This is a genomic window from Kitasatospora albolonga (genome assembly GCA_002082585.1).
In the GTDB taxonomy this organism is placed as follows: Bacteria; Actinomycetota; Actinomycetes; order Streptomycetales; family Streptomycetaceae; genus Streptomyces; species Streptomyces stephensoniae.
The window spans coordinates 3290172-3310156 of the sequence record CP020563.1 but is presented as its reverse complement, the minus strand read 5'-3'; the positions used below and the strand labels follow the sequence as shown (position 1 = coordinate 3310156).

Annotated in this window: 13 protein-coding genes, 3 rRNA genes and 1 pseudogene; 15 read left to right on the top strand and 2 right to left on the bottom strand. The window is 68.2% G+C overall.

Annotation, left to right across the window (positions count from 1 at the left end):
* Positions 1-74: 74 nt before the first annotated feature.
* The 3 genes from B7C62_14305 (at position 75) to B7C62_14295 (ending at position 3575) form a co-directional block, all read left to right on the top strand.
* Positions 75-932 carry a hypothetical protein gene (locus B7C62_14305; protein ARF73309.1) on the top strand — a complete coding sequence of 286 codons (858 nt, stop codon included), beginning with the start codon at positions 75-77 and terminating at the stop codon, positions 930-932.
* Positions 929-1546, top strand: a complete 618-nt coding sequence (locus B7C62_14300; GenBank protein ARF73308.1) for a TetR family transcriptional regulator — start codon at positions 929-931, stop codon at positions 1544-1546. Before B7C62_14305 ends, B7C62_14300 begins: the two co-directional genes overlap by 4 nt.
* 178 nt (positions 1547-1724) lie before the next feature.
* Complete coding sequence (locus B7C62_14295; GenBank protein ID ARF73307.1) at positions 1725-3575, top strand: dihydroxy-acid dehydratase; 1851 nt, start codon at positions 1725-1727, stop codon at positions 3573-3575.
* Between the two features lie 285 nt (positions 3576-3860).
* Here B7C62_14295 and B7C62_14290 read toward each other — a convergent pair whose 3' ends face one another.
* Positions 3861-6014, bottom strand: coding sequence for a serine/threonine protein kinase (locus B7C62_14290; protein ARF73306.1), 2154 nt, complete (start codon positions 6012-6014; stop codon positions 3861-3863).
* A gap of 143 nt (positions 6015-6157) precedes the next feature.
* Here B7C62_14290 and B7C62_14285 point away from each other — a divergent pair, with 143 nt between their 5' ends.
* The 5 genes from B7C62_14285 (at position 6158) to B7C62_14265 (ending at position 9977) form a co-directional block, all read left to right on the top strand.
* Positions 6158-6508 (top strand): SH3 domain-containing protein, encoded by a 351-nt coding sequence (locus B7C62_14285; GenBank protein ARF73305.1) that lies wholly within the window; start codon positions 6158-6160, stop codon positions 6506-6508.
* A gap of 69 nt (positions 6509-6577) precedes the next feature.
* Positions 6578-7120, top strand: a complete 543-nt coding sequence (locus tag B7C62_14280) for a hypothetical protein (GenBank protein ARF73304.1) — start codon at positions 6578-6580, stop codon at positions 7118-7120.
* Between the two features lie 355 nt (positions 7121-7475).
* Positions 7476-8276, top strand: coding sequence for a multidrug ABC transporter ATP-binding protein (locus B7C62_14275; protein ARF73303.1), 801 nt, complete (start codon positions 7476-7478; stop codon positions 8274-8276).
* Positions 8273-9043: an antibiotic ABC transporter permease gene (locus tag B7C62_14270; protein ARF73302.1), complete on the top strand. Its 771-nt coding sequence runs from the start codon at positions 8273-8275 to the stop codon at positions 9041-9043. The genes B7C62_14275 and B7C62_14270 overlap by 4 nt, the downstream gene beginning before the upstream one ends.
* Before the next feature lie 124 nt (positions 9044-9167).
* The gene (locus B7C62_14265; protein ARF73301.1) at positions 9168-9977 is read left to right on the top strand and encodes a pyrroline-5-carboxylate reductase; all 810 of its coding nucleotides are present in this window, start codon (positions 9168-9170) and stop codon (positions 9975-9977) included.
* 222 nt (positions 9978-10199) lie between these two features.
* On the opposite strand, the pseudogene B7C62_14260 reads toward B7C62_14265, so the two are convergent.
* Positions 10200-10530: pseudogene (locus B7C62_14260) on the bottom strand (hypothetical protein).
* Positions 10531-10685: 155 nt separating this feature from the next.
* Between B7C62_14260 and B7C62_14255 the strand changes: the two are divergent.
* The 7 genes from B7C62_14255 to B7C62_14225 all read left to right on the top strand — a co-directional run bounded on the left by B7C62_14255 (position 10686) and on the right by B7C62_14225 (position 19903).
* Positions 10686-12217 (top strand): 16S ribosomal RNA (locus B7C62_14255).
* Between the two features lie 274 nt (positions 12218-12491).
* Positions 12492-15641: ribosomal RNA gene (locus tag B7C62_14250) — 23S ribosomal RNA — on the top strand.
* Between the two features lie 75 nt (positions 15642-15716).
* Positions 15717-15833 (top strand): 5S ribosomal RNA (gene rrf, locus B7C62_14245).
* The 16S, 23S and 5S rRNA genes sit together here, the layout of an rRNA operon.
* A 72-nt stretch (positions 15834-15905) precedes the next feature.
* Positions 15906-16550, top strand: coding sequence for a hydrolase (locus B7C62_14240; GenBank protein ID ARF73300.1), 645 nt, complete (start codon positions 15906-15908; stop codon positions 16548-16550).
* Between the two features lie 72 nt (positions 16551-16622).
* Positions 16623-17840 (top strand): MFS transporter, encoded by a 1218-nt coding sequence (locus B7C62_14235; protein ARF73299.1) that lies wholly within the window; start codon positions 16623-16625, stop codon positions 17838-17840.
* Positions 17809-18981 (top strand): acetoin utilization protein AcuC, encoded by a 1173-nt coding sequence (locus tag B7C62_14230; protein ARF73298.1) that lies wholly within the window; start codon positions 17809-17811, stop codon positions 18979-18981. Before B7C62_14235 ends, B7C62_14230 begins: the two co-directional genes overlap by 32 nt.
* Positions 18982-19087: 106 nt before the next feature.
* A complete protein-coding gene (locus tag B7C62_14225) occupies positions 19088-19903 on the top strand; it encodes a hypothetical protein (protein ARF73297.1) in 816 nt (271 codons plus the stop codon).
* Positions 19904-19985 lie beyond the last annotated feature (82 nt).

The following is a 19985-nucleotide window of genomic DNA, read 5'->3' as shown; positions in this document are numbered from 1 at the left end:
CTCATGCCCATGGCCCTGATCACTTTCCGCCGGGGCCCCTCGGCGCGGCGCACCACTGCCCGTACGCTGTCCAGGTGGCAGAACCAGTGGTGCGCATCCCCGATGCGAAGGTCGCCCTGTCAACGGCCTCGGTCTACCCCGAGTCCACCGCGACGGCCTTCGAGATCGCCGCGCGTCTGGGGTACGACGGTGTCGAGGTCATGGTCTGGACCGACCCCGTCAGCCAGGACATCGAGGCCCTGCGCCGGCTCTCCGACTACCACCGGGTCCCGATCCTCGCGGTCCACGCGCCCTGCCTCCTGATCACCCAGCGGGTCTGGTCCACCGACCCCTGGGTCAAGCTCCAGCGGGCCCGCGCCGCCGCCGAGCGGCTCGGCGCCTCCACCGTCGTGGTGCACCCGCCGTTCCGGTGGCAGCGCACCTACGCCAGGGACTTCGTGACCGGGATCTGGCGGATGGCGGAGGAGACGGACGTCCGGTTCGCCGTCGAGAACATGTACCCGTGGCGCTACCGGGACCGCGAGATGCTCGCGTACGCCCCCGACTGGGACGTCACCAACGACGACTACCGCCACTTCACGGTCGACCTCTCGCACACCGCGACCGCCCGCACCGACAGCCTCGCCATGGTGGACCGCATGGGCGACCGGCTCGCCCATGTCCACCTCGCCGACGGCAAGGGCTCGGCCAAGGACGAGCACCTGGTGCCCGGCCGGGGCGACCAGCCCTGCGCGGAGCTGCTGGAGCGGCTCGCCCGTACGTCGTTCGAGGGCCATGTCGTCATCGAGGTCAACACCCGCCGCGCGATGTCCTCCGCCGAACGCGAGGCCGACCTCGCCGAGGCTCTGGCCTTCACCCGCCTCCACCTGGCCTCGACCATCGCGCCCACCTCCGCCCCCACCGACCCGGCCCCCGGGCCCCGCCGCCCGTGACCGAGGACGCGCCCGCCCCCCGGCGCCGGGGCCGCCCCTCCCGCAAGGCCGCCGCCGAGGGACCCGACGCCCGTACGCGCATCCTGCGGGCGGCCCGTACCGAGTTCGCCGAGCGCGGCTACGACAAGACCTCGATCCGCCAGGTCGCCAAGGCCGCCGGGGTCGACGCGGCCCTCGTCCACCACTACTTCGGTACGAAGGACGAGGTCTTCGCCGCCGCCGTCGAGCTCTCCTTCGAACCGGCCCTCGTCATCCCCGAGGTCCTCGGCGGCCCCCCGGAGGGCCTCGGGGAGCGGCTGGCGCACTACTTCCTCTCCGTATGGGAGAACCCCGCCACCCGCGCCCCGCTCCTGGCGGTCCTGCGCTCGGCGCTCACCCACGAGGCGGCGGCGAAGGTGCTGCGCGGCTTCGTCCTGCGGCGGCTGCTGGAGCGGATCGCGGCGGACCTCGACGTGCCGGACGCCACCTTCCGCGCGGAGCTGGCCGCCTCGCACATGATCGGCATCGCGATGCTGCGGTACGTGATCCGCGCCGAGCCGCTCGCCTCGGCCGACCCGGAGGACATCGTCGCGATGGTGGCGCCGACGCTCCAGAGATACTTGACGGAGAGCTGAGCCGTACGGGCTCCGGGCCCCGCGCGGGCCCCGTTCCCCTGCCCTCCGGTGCCCACCCAGCGGCCACCGTGTCCCGTATTCCGGACAGCCTGTCCAGATCTTGGATTCGGGGCGTACGCTCGAAGTGGTCTTTCTTTATCTGTCGGAGGCAGTCTCCCTGCCGAAGGAGCGAGCGACGATGCCCCAGCTGAGGTCCCGCACGGTCACCCACGGACGCAACATGGCGGGCGCGCGCGCCCTTATGCGCGCGTCGGGCGTAGCGAGCGCGGACATCGGCAAGCCGATCATCGCGGTCGCCAACTCCTTCACCGAGTTCGTCCCCGGCCACACCCACCTCGCCCCGGTCGGCCGGATCGTCTCCGAGGCGATCCAGGCGGCGGGCGCGGTCCCGCGCGAGTTCAACACCATCGCCGTGGACGACGGCATCGCGATGGGCCACGGCGGCATGCTCTACAGCCTGCCCTCGCGCGACCTGATCGCCGACTCCGTCGAGTACATGGTCGAGGCGCACTGCGCCGACGCGCTGATCTGCATCTCCAACTGCGACAAGATCACCCCGGGCATGCTGATGGCCGCCATGCGCCTCAACATCCCGACCGTCTTCGTCTCCGGCGGCCCGATGGAGGCAGGCAAAGCCACCCTCGTCGACGGGACCGTGCGAAAACTCGACCTGGTCAACGCCATCAGCGACGCGGTCGACGAGTCCATCTCCGACGAGGACATCCTCCGTATCGAGGAGAACGCCTGCCCCACCTGCGGCAGCTGTTCCGGCATGTTCACCGCCAACTCGATGAACTGCCTGACCGAGGCCCTCGGCCTCTCCCTCCCCGGCAACGGCTCGGTCCTCGCCACCCACACCGCCCGCAAGGCGCTGTACGAGAACGCGGGCCGCACGGTCGTCGAGATCACCCGGCGCTACTACGAGCAGGACGACGCGACGGTCCTGCCCCGCGCCATCGGCACCCGCGCCGCGTTCGACAACGCCATGGCGCTGGACATCGCCATGGGCGGCTCCACCAACACGATCCTCCACCTGCTCGCCGCCGCCCAGGAAGCCGAGCTGGACTACGACCTGGCGGACATCAACGAGGTCTCGCGCCGCGTGCCGTGCCTCTCCAAGGTCGCCCCGAACGTCGCCCCCGGCGGCACGTACTACATGGAGGACGTCCACCGCGCGGGCGGCATCCCCGCCCTGCTCGGCGAACTGCACCGGGGCGGCCTGCTCAACGAGGACGTCCACTCCGTGCACTCCGACACCCTCGCCGAGTGGCTGAAGAACTGGGACGTGCGCGGCGGCTCCCCGTCCCCCGAGGCCGTCGAGCTCTGGCACGCGGCCCCCGGCTGCGTCCGCTCCGCGACCGCGTTCTCCCAGTCCGAGCGGTGGGACACCCTCGACCTGGACGCGGCGGGCGGCTGCATCCGCGATGTCGAGCACGCCTACTCCAAGGACGGCGGCCTCGCCGTCCTCAAGGGCAACCTCGCCGAGGACGGCTGCGTCGTGAAGACGGCCGGTGTCGACGAGTCGATCTGGACCTTCGAGGGCCCGGCCGTCGTCTGCGAGTCGCAGGACGAGGCCGTCGACAAGATCCTCCGTAAGGAGATCAAGGCCGGTGACGTCGTCGTCATCCGCTACGAGGGCCCGCGCGGCGGCCCCGGTATGCAGGAGATGCTCTACCCGACGTCCTTCCTCAAGGGCCGGGGCCTGGGCAAGGTCTGCGCGCTGGTCACCGACGGCCGCTTCTCCGGCGGTACGTCGGGCCTCTCCATCGGCCACGCCTCGCCCGAGGCGGCCTCCGGCGGCACGATCGCACTGGTCGAGGACGGCGACCGCATCCGGATCGACATCCCGAACCGCTCCATCGAGCTGCTGGTCGACGACGCCGAACTGGCCACCCGCCGCGAGGCGCTGAACGGCGTGTACGCACCCAAGGCCCGCGACCGCAAGGTCTCGGCGGCGCTGCGCGCGTACGCGGCGATGGCGACGAGCGCGGACCGGGGCGCGGTCAGGGACGTCTCCAAGCTGGGCTGACCTCCGGGGGCGGGGGCCGACGGCCCCTCCGAGCGCCGGCTCGCCGAGGCGGGGCGCCCCCTCCCGGTGGCCGGTCCCGCATTCTCAGCCCCTCCGGCGTTTGAGGAGCGGGGTCCGGGGCGGCGCCCCGGGGGCAACCGGGCCGGGCCCGCACCTCGGGAGGGGCCGAGGGTTTACGCCCCCGGAGGGCACCGGGGAACCCCCAAGGGCACCCGCCTCCAAGGCGCCCGGCCCCCCGGAGCCCGGCCCCCCCGAACCCCGGCCCCCGGCGCCAGGCCCGCCCCCTCACCAGCCCCCCGGCTCCCGCCCGTCCACCGCGAAGACCGACCCGTCCGGAGCCGTCCCCACCACCATCCGCCCCGCCGCCACCGGAGCGGGCAGGACCGAGGCGTACGTCAGCTTCCCCCCGCTCAGCCGCGCCCGGGTCTGCCCCACCAGCGCACCCCGGACGGTGTCGACGGCCAGCAGCCGCCCGTCGGCGGCCGAGAAGTACAGGCGCCCGCCCTCCCCGAGCACGGGCGCGGACCCCCTCCCCACCCCGGTCTCCAGCCGCCACAGCTCGGCCTTCCCGCCCTCGCCGCCCACCCCCGTGTCCACGGCCAGCAGCGAACCGCCCCGGCCCAGCAGATACGCGGCGTCCCCGGCCATGACCACCTGCGGCTCGTCCAGCCGGAAGGGCAGCCCGATCCGGGTGGCCTCCCGCGCGTCGGGGGCGTACCGCACCAGCCCGTCGATCTCCGCGTCCCGGTTCATCGACGTCAGGACCAGCTCCCCGGCCCCGGCGGTGGAGACCGGGGTGAGCATCCCGTCCAGCCGCCGCTGCCACACGGCCCGGCCGGTCGCCGCGTCCACGGCGGTCACCAGGGTGGAGACGCCGTCGGGCGAGTGCTCGGAGGCGTACGCGAGGCCGGACGCCTCGTCGTACAGCCCGAAGTCCGGCCGTACGTGCCCCGTCAGCGGGCCCTTCCACCGGGCCACCCCGCTCGTGCCGTCCAGCGCCGTGACCGTGCCGCCGTCCGCGACGACCAGCAGGGTGGAGCCCGCCGGGAACGCCGAGCCGGGGCTCGCGGAGACCCCGGTCTCCCGGACGGGGGCGCCCTTCACCGGGTCGTACGCGCGCAGCTTCCCGTCCGGGCCCGCCGAGAGCACCACCCCGCCCGAGACGATGGGTGCCGACGCGTCCCGGAGCGCGGTGTTCCGGTCCGACCAGAGGACGCGCCCGTTCGCGGGGTCGATCCGCGCGGTCCCGGACCCGTCCACCGCGCAGTACAGCGCCGCGCCCGCCCCGGCGGAGGAGCACACGGGGGTGGCGCTCCCGGAGGTCCGCAGCGCGATGCTCCACGGCGAGAAGACGGCCTCCTGCGCCGCCTTCCGCTCCGGCGCCTCCACGGAACCGCCGTCCCCGTCCCCGCCGCCCCACAGCGCGAACCCCCCGGCGCCCGCCCCCGCCACCAGCAGGAGCAGCGCGGCGGCCAGGACCAGCCGCCCGCGCCGGGCAGGAGGCGCCGCCGCCCGCACATGCGTGGCGTCCTCGGCCCCCTCCCGCTCCGCCACCGGGACGACGGTGACCGCGGCGGGCCGCCGCTGGGCCGGTATGAACGCGGCGGCCTCGTACGACGGCGGCCGCAGCTCCGCCATCACCTCGTCCGGCGTCGGCCGCGCGGCCGGGTCCTTCGCCAGACAGCGGCCGACCAGCTCCGCCAGATCCTCCGGCACCCCGCTCAGATCCGCCTCGTCGTGCACCACCTGGTACGCCACGATGTACGGGCTGTCCGAGTCGAACGGCCCCCGCCCCGTCGCCGCGTGGACGAGCACCGCCCCCAGCGCGAACACATCGGCGGCCGGCCCGACCTCCCGGGGCCGCTGGAACTGCTCGGGCGCCATATAGGGCGGCGAGCCGATCAGCTTGCCGGTCTCGGTGCGCAGATCGCTGTCGTACGGGCGGGAGATCCCGAAGTCGATGACCTTCGGGCCGGTGTCGGAGAGCAGTACGTTGCTCGGCTTCAGGTCGCGGTGGATGACGCCCGCCCGGTGGATGTCCCGCAGCGCCTCGGCCAGTCCGGCGGTCAGCCTGCGCAGCTCGGCGGGGGCCAGCGGGCCGTTCCGCTTCACCTGTTCGGCGAGGGTCGGCCCGGGCACGTACAGGGTGGCCATCCAGGGCCGTACGGCCTCCGGATCGGCGTCCACGACCGGCGCGGTGAACGCCCCGCTGACCCGTCGCGCGGCGGCCACCTCCTGCCGGAAACGGGCCCTGAACTCGGGGTCCGCCGCATACGGCCGGTGCACCACCTTCACCGCGAGCTGGAGCCCGGAGGCGGAGCGCGCCAGGTGGACGACGCCCATGCCGCCCGAGCCGAGACATGCCTCAAGGCGGTAGGTACCCGCGTATTCCGGAAACTCCGCTTCCGGATGCGCTCCGGCCCCTGGCAGCGGCGGCATCGCCCACCCCCGTGTTGTGATGCGCAAGCGCGACGCACGGAGCCTAGTCGATGGTGCGTGCGAGCGGCGTGGGGCTTGTTAGCCTGCGCGTCGTACGCCTTCGAACACATCGTTCACATCGTTTCTCAGTGGGGGAGGCCCTGATGGGCAAGGACGAGCAGACCATCGAACAGGCGGAGGGGACGACGGCCGAGGCGGCCGAATCCACCACGACCGCCGCGGCTGCGGCGGCGGCACCGGCCGCCCTGCCCAAGTACCCGATCGCCCCCGGCTACCGGGTCAACGTCCGCACCGGCCCCGGCACCAGCTACCGGATCGTGCGGACGCTCCCGGTCGGGATGCGCATCCCGATCTACTGCCAGAAGCCGGGGGAGCGGGTCACCGGCCCGTACGGCACGTCGAACCTCTGGGACAACATCGCCAACGGCCAGTTCGTCTCGGACGCCTACGTGTACACCGGCAGCGACGGCTACATCGCCCCGCGCTGCGACTGACCGCCCGCCTCACCGGCCCCGTACGGCCGCGTCTCACGGAACGGCCCCCGCCCGGGGATAATCGACCCCGTGAGCGAGAACAGCGAGACCCCCGGCACCCGGCCCGCCGGAGCGAACGGCTCCGGCGGCGCCTCCACCCCTCCCGGCCCGCAGCCCGAGCCGATCCGCTTCTTCGGGACGACCTGGGTCGACCGCGACGGCGGCTACGGGCTGCGGCGCGTCGGCGTCGCGGTGGGCTCGCTCGTCGCCGCGGCGGCCGCCTGCTTCGTCCTGCGCTTCGCCTACCAGGGCCTGGAGATCGCGGAGGTCGGCAGCATCGTCGGGATGCTGGTGATCGTGATGTTCGCGGTCTGCAGTGCGATCGCGTTCCGGAAGACCTGGGAGGGCTTCGGCGCCCGCCCCAAGGACCCGGCCCGCGAGGACAGCCTGCGCGGCCTGAAGTCCATCGGGTTCGTCGGCTCGCTGCTCGCCTACTTCGTCCGCTCGCTCATCGAGGCGCCGGGCGAGAAGCTGCGCCGCACGGAGTACGAGACGGCCCGCGCCCAGTTCGAGAAGCGCCGCTCGACCCGCACCGGCAACCCGGCGGCCCGCAAGCGCTCGAAGCGCCGCTGACGTACGGAGCGATCCGCCCGCCGGGCTCGCGCTGAGCGGCCCGCCCCTCCGGCCCGGCGGCGCAGGCGTGGCCGGTGCGACCGTTGTCCCACAGCCACAGCCACAGCCACAGCCACAGCCACAGCCACAGCCACAGCCACAGCCCGCCCAGCCCCGGCCGCAGCCTGCCCAGCCCCGGCCGCGCCTTCCGGCCGCACTTTCCGGCAGGCCGTCAGGACGTCCGCGTACGACGAGAACTCCGGACCCCTCGACCGCACCGGCACCACCTCCCGGTTCCAGCACCGCGGCCTCGCCGTGCCCCGGCACTCCCCGCCCCCCTTGACTGCGGGGGCTCATCAGGTCTGTAATTCATCACATGATGAATTACGAACCCGACAGGCCCGGAAAAGACCGCCCGCCCCCAGCCGTCGAGGCCCGCGACCTCACCGTCGTACGAGGGAACCGCATGGTCCTGCGCGGCCTCGACTTCACCCTCCGCCCCGGCACCATCACCGGCCTCCTGGGCCCCTCGGGCTGCGGAAAGACGACCCTGATGCGCGCGGTCGCCGGTACCCAGGCCAAGGTGACGGGCACGCTCACCGTCCTCGGCCACCCCGCCGGAGCCCCGGCCCTGCGCCCCCGCATCGGGTACGTCACCCAGGCGCCCTCCGTCTACACGGACCTCACCGTCCGCCAGAACCTCGACTACTTCGCCGCCGTCCTCCACCCCGGCCGCGCCCACCGGGACACCCGCCGCACCGCGGTGGCACGTGCCATCGAGGAGGTGGACCTCACCAGCCATGCCGACGCCCTCGCCGGTGCGCTCTCCGGCGGCCAGCGCAGCCGCGTCTCCCTGGCCGTCGCCCTGCTCTCCACCCCCGACCTGCTGGTCCTGGACGAACCGACGGTCGGCCTGGACCCCGTACTCCGCCGCGACCTGTGGGACCTCTTCCACCGCCTGGCCGCCGACCGGGGCACCACCCTCCTCATCTCGTCCCACGTCATGGACGAGGCCGAACGCTGCCACCGCCTGCTCCTGATGCGCGAAGGCCGCATCCTCGCCGAGGACACCCCCGAGGCACTCCGCACCCGCACGGGCACCGGGACGGTGGAGGAGGCGTTCCTCCGCCTGGTCGACGAAGCGGCAGCCACGCACGGAGAGGACCCAGGCCGATGACCACGACGACCGCCACCCCGCCCGGCCCCCTGACCCCGTCCCGTACGACGGCCACAGCGGCCCGGGTCCTGCGCCAGCTCCGCCACGACCCGCGCACGATCGCGCTCCTCCTGGTCGTCCCGGTCGCGATGATCACGCTGCTCCGTTACGTCTTCGACGACGCCCCCGGGACGTTCGACGCGATCGGGGCCTCGCTCCTCGGCATCTTCCCGCTGATCACGATGTTCCTGGTGACCTCGATCGCCACCCTGCGCGAACGCACCTCGGGCACCCTCGAACGCCTCCTCGCCCTCCCCCTCGGCAAGGGCGACCTGATCGCGGGGTACGCCCTCGCGTTCGGCGCGATCGCCGTCGTCCAGTCCGCCCTGGCGACGGCCGTCTCCGTCTGGTTCCTCGGCCTGGACGTCACCGGCTCACCGTGGCTGCTGCTCCTGGTGGCCCTGCTCGACGCCCTCCTCGGCACGGCGCTGGGCCTCTTCGTCTCCGCGTTCGCCGCGTCCGAGTTCCAGGCCGTCCAGTTCATGCCCGCGGTGATCTTCCCCCAGCTCCTGCTCTGCGGCCTGTTCATCCCGCGCGACCGGATGCACCCGGTACTGGAGGCGATCTCGAACGTCCTGCCCATGTCGTACGCCGTCGACGGCATGAACCAGGTCGTCCACCACTCCGCGCCCACCGGCGACTTCCTCCGGGACATCGCGGTCGTCGCGGGCAGCGCCCTCCTGGTCCTCTGCCTGGGCGCGATCACCCTGCGCCGCCGCACGCCCTGAGACACCGCCGCACGCCCGGGGCCCCCGGTGCAAGGATGACGAAACACGACGACGGCCATGACGGGCGACGCATCCGAGGCCGTCCGCCCCATCCCGACCCCAGCACCGCCCGGAGGGTGAACACATGACCCAGACAGTCGCAGTCCTCGGCACCGGCAAGATCGGCGAGGCCCTCCTCAGCGGCATGATCCGGGCGGGCTGGCGACCGGCCGACCTCCTGGTGACCACCCGCCGAGGCGAACGCGCCCAGGAGCTGCACACGCGGTACGGAGTCGAGTCGGCCAGCAACGCCGAGGCAGCGAAGGCGGCGGACATCCTCATCCTCGCGGTGAAGCCGCAGGACATGGGGAGGCTCCTCGACGAACTGGCCCCGCACGTCGGCGCCGACCGCCTGGTCATCAGCGCGGCGGCAGGCATCACGACCACCTTCATCGAGGACCGGCTCACCCAGGGCACCCCGGTCGTCCGGGTCATGCCCAACACCCCGGTCCTGGTGGACGAGGGCATGTCCGTCATCTCGGCGGGCAGCCACGCCACCGCCGCGCACCTCACCACCACCGAGGAGATCTTCGGTGGCGTCGGCAAGACCCTGCGCGTCCCGGAGTCCCAGCAGGACGCGGCCACCGCCCTCTCCGGCTCGGGCCCCGCCTACTTCTACTTCCTGGTCGAGGCCATGACCGACGCGGGCATCCTGCTGGGCCTGCCCCGTGCCCAGGCCCACGACCTCATCGTCCAGGCCGCGATCGGTGCCGCCGTGATGCTCCGGGACAGCGGCGAACACCCGGTCAAGCTCCGCGAGGCCGTCACCAGCCCCGCCGGCACCACGATCAGCGCCATCCGCGAACTGGAGAACCACGGCGTACGAGCAGCCCTCATCGCCGCCCTCGAAGCCGCCCGCGACCGCAGCCGCGAACTGGCCTCCGGCAACGGCTGACCCCCGCCCCGGCCGGGGGTTGACACACCCCGGCCGGGTCCGTAGTGTGCTCCGAGTTGTCCGACGTGAGCGCCGACCCCGGTCGGTCCCCGGACAGCCATTCCGCAGTAACCACGATCAGCGAGCGACTCCATGTCGCCTGCCTTTTCGTGCGCATTCGCGAAATGAGGAATCCGCGTTCGAAGGAACGCACCCCGATTAGCGTCGGGGGCGAGGATTCCGCTAAAGTCTCACTCGTCGGAACGGCCCAACGGCCGGGAGGACAAGCCCCGCTGACTGGGAGTCAGGCCCGAAAGGATCTGATAGAGTCGGACTCGCCGGAAAGGGAAAACGCGAAAGCGAAGAACCTCGAAAGCGCCCCGCTTCGACCGGGGGTCAGACACTGAAAAGGGTCTGATAGAGTCGGAAACGCAAGACAGCAGGACAAAGAAAAAACTGAAGGGAAGCGCCCGGAGGGGCCCGGTGATACGGGACCGAAGGAAGCGTCCGTTCCTTGAGAACTCAACAGCGTGCCAAAAGTCAACGCCAGATATGTTGATACCCCGGCCTCCACACTCGTGGGGGTTGGTGGTTCCTTTGAAAGTCCTGCACGGGTCGCCTTCGGGTGGCATCGGGCAGGCAATGAACACAGCGAGGACGCTGTGAACAACGGGTCTTATTCCGACCGGTTGTTCCGCTCTCGTGTGTGTGCACCCGATTACGGGTAAACATTCACGGAGAGTTTGATCCTGGCTCAGGACGAACGCTGGCGGCGTGCTTAACACATGCAAGTCGAACGATGAAGCCTTTCGGGGTGGATTAGTGGCGAACGGGTGAGTAACACGTGGGCAATCTGCCCTTCACTCTGGGACAAGCCCTGGAAACGGGGTCTAATACCGGATAATACTCCTGCCTGCATGGGTGGGGGTTGAAAGCTCCGGCGGTGAAGGATGAGCCCGCGGCCTATCAGCTTGTTGGTGGGGTAATGGCCTACCAAGGCGACGACGGGTAGCCGGCCTGAGAGGGCGACCGGCCACACTGGGACTGAGACACGGCCCAGACTCCTACGGGAGGCAGCAGTGGGGAATATTGCACAATGGGCGAAAGCCTGATGCAGCGACGCCGCGTGAGGGATGACGGCCTTCGGGTTGTAAACCTCTTTCAGCAGGGAAGAAGCGCAAGTGACGGTACCTGCAGAAGAAGCGCCGGCTAACTACGTGCCAGCAGCCGCGGTAATACGTAGGGCGCAAGCGTTGTCCGGAATTATTGGGCGTAAAGAGCTCGTAGGCGGCTTGTCACGTCGGATGTGAAAGCCCGGGGCTTAACCCCGGGTCTGCATTCGATACGGGCTAGCTAGAGTGTGGTAGGGGAGATCGGAATTCCTGGTGTAGCGGTGAAATGCGCAGATATCAGGAGGAACACCGGTGGCGAAGGCGGATCTCTGGGCCATTACTGACGCTGAGGAGCGAAAGCGTGGGGAGCGAACAGGATTAGATACCCTGGTAGTCCACGCCGTAAACGTTGGGAACTAGGTGTTGGCGACATTCCACGTCGTCGGTGCCGCAGCTAACGCATTAAGTTCCCCGCCTGGGGAGTACGGCCGCAAGGCTAAAACTCAAAGGAATTGACGGGGCCCGCACAAGCAGCGGAGCATGTGGCTTAATTCGACGCAACGCGAAGAACCTTACCAAGGCTTGACATATACCGGAAAGCATCAGAGATGGTGCCCCCTTGTGGTCGGTATACAGGTGGTGCATGGCTGTCGTCAGCTCGTGTCGTGAGATGTTGGGTTAAGTCCCGCAACGAGCGCAACCCTTGTTCTGTGTTGCCAGCATGCCCTTCGGGGTGATGGGGACTCACAGGAGACTGCCGGGGTCAACTCGGAGGAAGGTGGGGACGACGTCAAGTCATCATGCCCCTTATGTCTTGGGCTGCACACGTGCTACAATGGCCGGTACAATGAGCTGCGATGTCGTAAGGCGGAGCGAATCTCAAAAAGCCGGTCTCAGTTCGGATTGGGGTCTGCAACTCGACCCCATGAAGTCGGAGTTGCTAGTAATCGCAGATCAGCATTGCTGCGGTGAATACGTTCCCGGGCCTTGTACACACCGCCCGTCACGTCACGAAAGTCGGTAACACCCGAAGCCGGTGGCCCAACCCCCTTGTGGGGAGGGAGCTGTCGAAGGTGGGACTGGCGATTGGGACGAAGTCGTAACAAGGTAGCCGTACCGGAAGGTGCGGCTGGATCACCTCCTTTCTAAGGAGCATCTAGATTCCTTCGGGAATCCAGAGCCACTACGTCGGCAAATGTTCGACGGTGGTCAGCTCATGGGTGGAACGTTGACTATTCGGCACGATGGTTTGGTTGTCACTAGTACTGCTCTTCGGAGCGTGGAACGTGATGAGCGAAGTATCGTGTCGGGCACGTTGTTGGGTGTCTGAGGGTACGGCCGTAAGGTTGTTCCTTCGTTCCGGCCCCAGTGAACTCGTCCTCAGGACGGGGTGGTGGGTGGCTGGTCGTTGTTTGAGAACTGCACAGTGGACGCGAGCATCTGTGGCCAAGTTTTTAAGGGCGCACGGTGGATGCCTTGGCACCAGGAACCGATGAAGGACGTGGGAGGCCACGATAGTCCCCGGGGAGCTGTCAACCAAGCTTTGATCCGGGGGTTTCCGAATGGGGAAACCCGGCAGTCGTCATGGGCTGTCACCCGCTGCTGAACACATAGGCAGTGTGGAGGGAACGAGGGGAAGTGAAACATCTCAGTACCCTCAGGAAGAGAAAACAACCGTGATTCCGGGAGTAGTGGCGAGCGAAACTGGATGAGGCCAAACCGTATGCGTGTGATACCCGGCAGGGGTTGCGTATGCGGGGTTGTGGGAGTTCTCTTTCACAGTCTGCCGGCTGTGAGGCGAGTCAGAAACCGTTGATGTAGGCGAAGGACATGCGAAAGGTCCGGCGTAGAGGGTAAGACCCCCGTAGCTGAAACATTGACGGCTCGTTTGAGAACCACCCAAGTAGCACGGGGCCCGAGAAATCCCGTGTGAATCTGGCGGGACCACCCGCTAAGCCTAAATATTCCCTGGTGACCGATAGCGGATAGTACCGTGAGGGAATGGTGAAAAGTACCGCGGGAGCGGAGTGAAATAGTACCTGAAACCGTGTGCCTACAAGCCGTGGGAGCGTCGCACATCGAGCTTGCTCGGTGTGTCGTGACTGCGTGCCTTTTGAAGAATGAGCCTGCGAGTTAGCGGTGTGTAGCGAGGTTAACCCGTGTGGGGAAGCCGTAGCGAAAGCGAGTCCGAACAGGGCGTTTGAGTTGCACGCTCTAGACCCGAAGCGGAGTGATCTAGCCATGGGCAGGTTGAAGCGGAGGTAAGACTTCGTGGAGGACCGAACCCACCAGGGTTGAAAACCTGGGGGATGACCTGTGGTTAGGGGTGAAAGGCCAATCAAACTCCGTGATAGCTGGTTCTCCCCGAAATGCATTTAGGTGCAGCGTCGTGTGTTTCTTGCCGGAGGTAGAGCACTGGATAGGCGATGGGCCCTACCGGGTTACTGACCTTAGCCAAACTCCGAATGCCGGTAAGTGAGAGCGCGGCAGTGAGACTGTGGGGGATAAGCTCCATGGTCGAGAGGGAAACAGCCCAGAGCATCGACTAAGGCCCCTAAGCGTACGCTAAGTGGGAAAGGATGTGGAGTCGCAGAGACAACCAGGAGGTTGGCTTAGAAGCAGCCACCCTTGAAAGAGTGCGTAATAGCTCACTGGTCAAGTGATTCCGCGCCGACAATGTAGCGGGGCTCAAGCGTACCGCCGAAGTCGTGTCAATCCAACATATAGGGCCAACGCCTGTTGGGTTGGGTAGGGGAGCGTCGTGTGCCGGGTGAAGCAGCCGTGGAAGCGAGTTGTGGACGGTTCACGAGTGAGAATGCAGGCATGAGTAGCGATACACACGTGAGAAACGTGTGCGCCGATTGACTAAGGGTTCCTGGGTCAAGCTGATCTGCCCAGGGTAAGTCGGGACCTAAGGCGAGGCCGACAGGCGTAGTCGATGGACAACCGGTTGATATTCCGGTACCCGCTTTGAAACGCCCAGTACTGAATCAGGCGATGCTAAGTCCGTGAAGCCGGCCCGATCTCTTCGGAGTTGAGGGTAGTGGTGGAGCCGATGAACCAGACTTGTAGTAGGTAAGCGATGGGGTGACGCAGGAAGGTAGTCCAGCCCGGGCGGTGGTTGTCCCGGGGTAAGGGTGTAGGACGCACGGTAGGCAAATCCGTCGTGCACATAGTCTGAGACCTGATGCCGAGCCGATTGTGGTGAAGTGGATGATCCTATGCTGTCGAGAAAAGCCTCTAGCGAGTTTCATGGCGGCCCGTACCCTAAACCGACTCAGGTGGTCAGGTAGAGAATACCGAGGCGTTCGGGTGAACTATGGTTAAGGAACTCGGCAAAATGCCCCCGTAACTTCGGGAGAAGGGGGCCATCACTGGTGATCGGACTTGCTCCGTGAGCTGGGGGTGGCCGCAGAGACCAGCGAGAAGCGACTGTTTACTAAAAACACAGGTCCGTGCGAAGCCGTAAGGCGATGTATACGGACTGACGCCTGCCCGGTGCTGGAACGTTAAGGGGACCGGTTAGCTGCTCTTCGGGGTGGCGAAGCTGAGAACTTAAGCGCCAGTAAACGGCGGTGGTAACTATAACCATCCTAAGGTAGCGAAATTCCTTGTCGGGTAAGTTCCGACCTGCACGAATGGCGTAACGACTTCTCGACTGTCTCAACCATAGGCCCGGTGAAATTGCACTACGAGTAAAGATGCTCGTTTCGCGCAGCAGGACGGAAAGACCCCGGGACCTTTACTATAGTTTGATATTGGTGTTCGGTTCGGCTTGTGTAGGATAGGTGGGAGACTGTGAAGCGGCCACGCCAGTGGTTGTGGAGTCGTCGTTGAAATACCACTCTGGTCGTGCTGGATGTCTAACCTGGGTCCGTGATCCGGATCAGGGACAGTGTCTGATGGGTAGTTTAACTGGGGCGGTTGCCTCCTAAAGAGTAACGGAGGCGCCCAAAGGTTCCCTCAGCCTGGTTGGCAATCAGGTGTTGAGTGTAAGTGCACAAGGGAGCTTGACTGTGAGACCGACGGGTCGAGCAGGGACGAAAGTCGGGACTAGTGATCCGGCAGTGGCTTGTGGAAGCGCTGTCGCTCAACGGATAAAAGGTACCCCGGGGATAACAGGCTGATCTTCCCCAAGAGTCCATATCGACGGGATGGTTTGGCACCTCGATGTCGGCTCGTCGCATCCTGGGGCTGGAGTCGGTCCCAAGGGTTGGGCTGTTCGCCCATTAAAGCGGTACGCGAGCTGGGTTTAGAACGTCGTGAGACAGTTCGGTCCCTATCCGCTGTGCGCGTAGGAATATTGAGAAGGGCTGTCCCTAGTACGAGAGGACCGGGACGGACGAACCTCTGGTGTGCCAGTTGTTCTGCCAAGGGCATGGCTGGTTGGCTACGTTCGGAAAGGATAACCGCTGAAAGCATCTAAGCGGGAAGCCTGCTTCGAGATGAGTATTCCCACCAACTAGATTGGTTAAGGCTCCCAGTAGACGACTGGGTTGATAGGCCAGATGTGGAAGCCCGGTAACGGGTGGAGCTGACTGGTACTAATAGGCCGAGGGCTTGTCCTCAGTTGCTCGCGTCCACTGTGTTAGTTCTGAAATAACGAACAGCCGTGACAACACCCGGTTTGTTCAAAGTTTCATAGTGTTTCGGTGGTCATTGCGTTAGGGAAACGCCCGGTTACATTCCGAACCCGGAAGCTAAGCCTTTCAGCGCCGATGGTACTGCAGGGGGGACCCTGTGGGAGAGTAGGACGCCGCCGAACAATCTTTGTGGGAAAGCCCCGCACCCTTGTGGTGCGGGGCTTTCCTGCGTTCTGAACGTCTAGGGTCGAACCATGCGCTACGAACTGGTCATCTTCGACAACGACGGTGTGCTCGTCGACAGTGAGCCGATCGCCAACACCATCCTCGCCGGCTACCTCACCGAGCTCGGTCACCCCACCTCGTACGAGGAGTCGCTCCGCGACTACATGGGGGCCGCCGTGCACCGGGTGCACGACCTCGTCGAGGAGCGGGGCGGTGAGAAGCTCCCCGCGGACTTCGAGGCCACCCTCTACGCCCGTACCTTTGCCGCTTTCCAGCAGGAGCTGGTCGCGGTGGACGGGGCCGAGGACGTGCTCGGCAAGCTCGTCGCCGACGGGGTCGACTACTGCGTCGCCTCGTCCGGGAGCCACGAGAAGATCCGGGTCGGGCACCGCAAGACCGGGATCGACCAGTGGTTCGAGGAGGAGTGGATCTTCAGCTCCGAGGATGTCGGGCGGGGCAAGCCTGCACCGGACCTGTTTCTGCACGCCGCCGAGCGGATGGGCGTCGCGCCGGAGCGGTGCGTCGTCATCGAGGACAGTCCGCTCGGGGTCGAGGCGGCCCGGGCCGCGGGCATGGACGTGTACGGGTTCACGTCGATGATGCCCGCCGACCGGCTGACCGGAGTGACCGGGTACTTCTCGGACATGTCCCAACTCCCGGAACTGCTCGCCTGATCCATCTACCCATGGGTAGAGCCTGGGCCTACGCTCGCGGCCATGACAGACGCGGGCATGACAGATGGAGGCATGACACCTCCGGGCGCGGTCGGCCCGGGGCTGCGGTACGGCCGGGCTTCACTGGCGTTGAGCTTCGGCGCCCAGGGGGTGGCCTTCGCTCTCCTGGTGACGCGTATCCCCGCCCTTCAGGACCAGTACGGGATATCCGACGGGCTGCTGCCCGCCTTCCTCGCCGCCGTTCCCGTTCTGGCGGGGGTCGGCAGTGTGTTCACCGGGAAGCTGGTCGGGCGGGTGCGGCCCGGTGTCGTCCTGCGGTGGGCCCAGCCGCTCGTCCTGCTCGCCCTCCTCGGTGCGGGCGCGGGGCGGGAGATGTGGCAGGTCGCCGTGGCGCTCGGCGTCTTCGGGCTGGCGGTCGGGGCGCTCGACGCCTCGATGAACATGATGGGCGTCAGCCTTCAGCGGGCGTACGGGCGCAGCATCATGCTCGGGTTCCACGCCGCGTTCAGCTTCGGCGGGATCGTCGGGGCGTCCCTGGCCTGGGCCGGGGCGCGCTGGGATCTGTCGTTGTTCGTGTCGTACCTGCCGGTGGTGGCTGTGCTGCTGCCCGCCGTGCTGGTCGGCAGCCGGTGGTACACGGAGGGGAGAGAGGGCGAGGAGGGGGAGGTCGGCGGAGCACGTGCGGGCGGGGGTGTGCCGTTCGGGCTGTTGCTGCCGCTCTGCCTGGTGATGTGCTTCGCGTACATCGGTGACGCGACCGTCTCCAACTGGAGTGCCAAGTACCTCCAGGACGTGCTCGGCAGCTCCGAGCAGCTGGCGACGGTTCCGTACAACGTCTATATGGTGACGACCCTGCTGGGGCGGGCCGTCGGGGATCTCGGGGTGCGGCGGTTCGGGGCGGCCGCCGTCGTGCGGGGCGGGAGTCTGCTGGCGGCCTGCGGGTTCGCGGTGGTGGCCGGGGCGCCTGGGGCCTGGGTGGGGATGCTCGGGTTCACACTGCTGGGGCTCGGGCTCTGTGTGATCGTGCCGCAGACCTTCGCGGCGGCCGGGCGGATGTTCCCGGGGAACAGCGACGCCGCCGTGGCCCGGCTCAATATCTTCAACTATGTGGGGTTCCTGGTGGGTTCGCCGCTGGTGGGGGTTGTGGGCGACGCGTGGAGTTATCGGGGGGCCATGCTCGTACCGATGGTTCTGGTGCTGGTGACGCTGGTGTATGCCCGCTCGTTCGCGTCGGAGACCGCCCGATACGGTGGCGGGCATGAGCGGCCGCGCACAGCTGATGTGGGATGACGCAGTTACGGGATACGACTTCGGGGAGAGCCACCCCATGGACCCGGTCCGGCTGGCCCTGACGATGGGGCTGGTGCGGGCGTTCGGGCTGGACGAGGCGGTGGACCTGCGGGGGGCCAGGGCCCTGGGGGACTCCACCCTGCGGCTCGTGCACCGGCAGGACTATGTGTCGGCGGTGCGGGCGGCCTCGGCCAACCCCCGGACGGCCGACCAGGAGTACGGGCTCGGGACCGTCGATGATCCGGCGTTCGCCGGGATGCACGAGGCGTCCGCACTGATCGCCGGGCTCTCCGTGGGGGCCGCCGAGGCCGTGTGGCGGGGTGAGACCGAACACGCCGTGAACTTCACCGGGGGGCTGCATCACGCCATGCCGGGGGCGGCCGCCGGGTTCTGCATCTACAACGATCCGGCCATCGCCATCGCCCGGCTGCTGGAGCTGGGCGCCGAGCGGGTCGCGTACGTGGATGTGGACGTCCACCACGGGGACGGGGTGCAGGCCGCGTTCTGGGAGGACCCGAGGGTGCTCACCATTTCGCTGCACGAGCATCCCCGGACCCTTTTCCCGCAGACCGGGTGGCCGGAGGAGACCGGGGCCGGGGCGGGGGAGGGCTCCTCGGTGAACCTGGCGCTGCCCGCCGGGACCGGGGACGCCGGGTGGCTGCGGGCCTTCCACGCCGTCGTGCCCGAGCTGCTGGCCGATTTCCGGCCCCAGGTGCTCGTGACGCAGCACGGGGCCGACACGCACTTCGAGGACCCGCTCGCCCACCTCGCCGTGTCGCTGGACGCGCAGCGGGCGGTCATGGAGTCCTGCCACGAGCTGGCCCACCGGTACGCCGAGGGCGGGCGGTGGGTGGCGCTCGGCGGGGGCGGGTACGCGGTGGTGGACGTCGTACCCCGGTCGTGGACGCATCTGGTCGGGATCGCCGCGCATGCTCCTGTCGATCCGGAGTCGGTGGTGCCGTCGTCGTGGCGGGATCTCGTCTATGCCCGTACGCGGCAGCTGGGCCCCGGCCGGATGACCGACGGGCGTACGCCCTCCTGGCAGTCCTGGGAGGACGGGTACGACCCGGCGGACCGGCTCGACCAGGCCGTCCTCGCGACCCGTAAGGCCGCGTTCCCGCTGCGGGGGCTGCTCGCCTGAGCCCGGCGCGTACCGGGTGGGGCATTGTGCCGCGCGGTTACGCCAACGGTGGGGTGAAAGCGGGAATCCCGGCACCGGGGCGGGCCGGTGCGGCAGCATCCATGGGGTGTTGAGCACCGGAGCGTTACGCGCCCATCTGCTGGCGGCCCGGCTGGCCGGGCCCGTGGCCACCCCGCGCGAGAACAGCCTGCGCAGCTACCGGCTGTTCGCCGCGCGCGATCCGCGGGTGACGCTGGGGCTCACGCCCGAGCGGTCCTGGGACGAGCCGGAGCTGTTGCGGCTGATGGCGGAGCGGTGCGGGGTCTCGGCCGATCCCGCGCATGTCTCGGGCCCCGACGCGATCGACCCGGAGCGGACGGTGGCCGCGCTGGACGCGTTCGCGGAACGGCTGGGGCGCGCGGCGGCGCGGCGGGCTCCGGTGCTGCTGGGGACCGGGCATCCGCACCGGCTGCTGGGGTTCTACGCCGGGCTGGCAGACGCCTTGTCGGCGGCGGGATGCCCTGTCCTCACCCCCGCGCAGGGGCGATGTATCGACATAACGACCCGGTTCGGCGTACGTACGTACCGTCTCGACTACGTACGGGGGGTCGCCCTGGTGCGCGAACCCGGGGGGCGCCCCACCGGTGGTGAAACCGGCGCACACACCCACTCCCCGCTGCCGGTCAGGGTGGCGCTCCAGGACGCGGCGGAGCGGCACGGGGTGCTTCCGGAGCTGGTGATCGGGGACCACGGGTGGGTCTGCGGTGCAGGTCAGCTCGGTATCGAAGCGATCGGACCGGCGGATACGGACGATCCGGCGCTCTTCGTCGGCGAGGCAGAGGGGCGGGTTTCGGTCGCCGTGCCGCTCGACGACGGGGTCCGCTCGCACTACTACCGGCCACTGACGCGCTATGTGCTCCAGCGTGCGGATCTGCCCTCGTGACGGCCCGGTCGTCCCTCCTCTTCCCCACTCGCACCACCCGCACCTAATCTGGGGAGTGAGCGCACAGCGACGAAGAGTCACC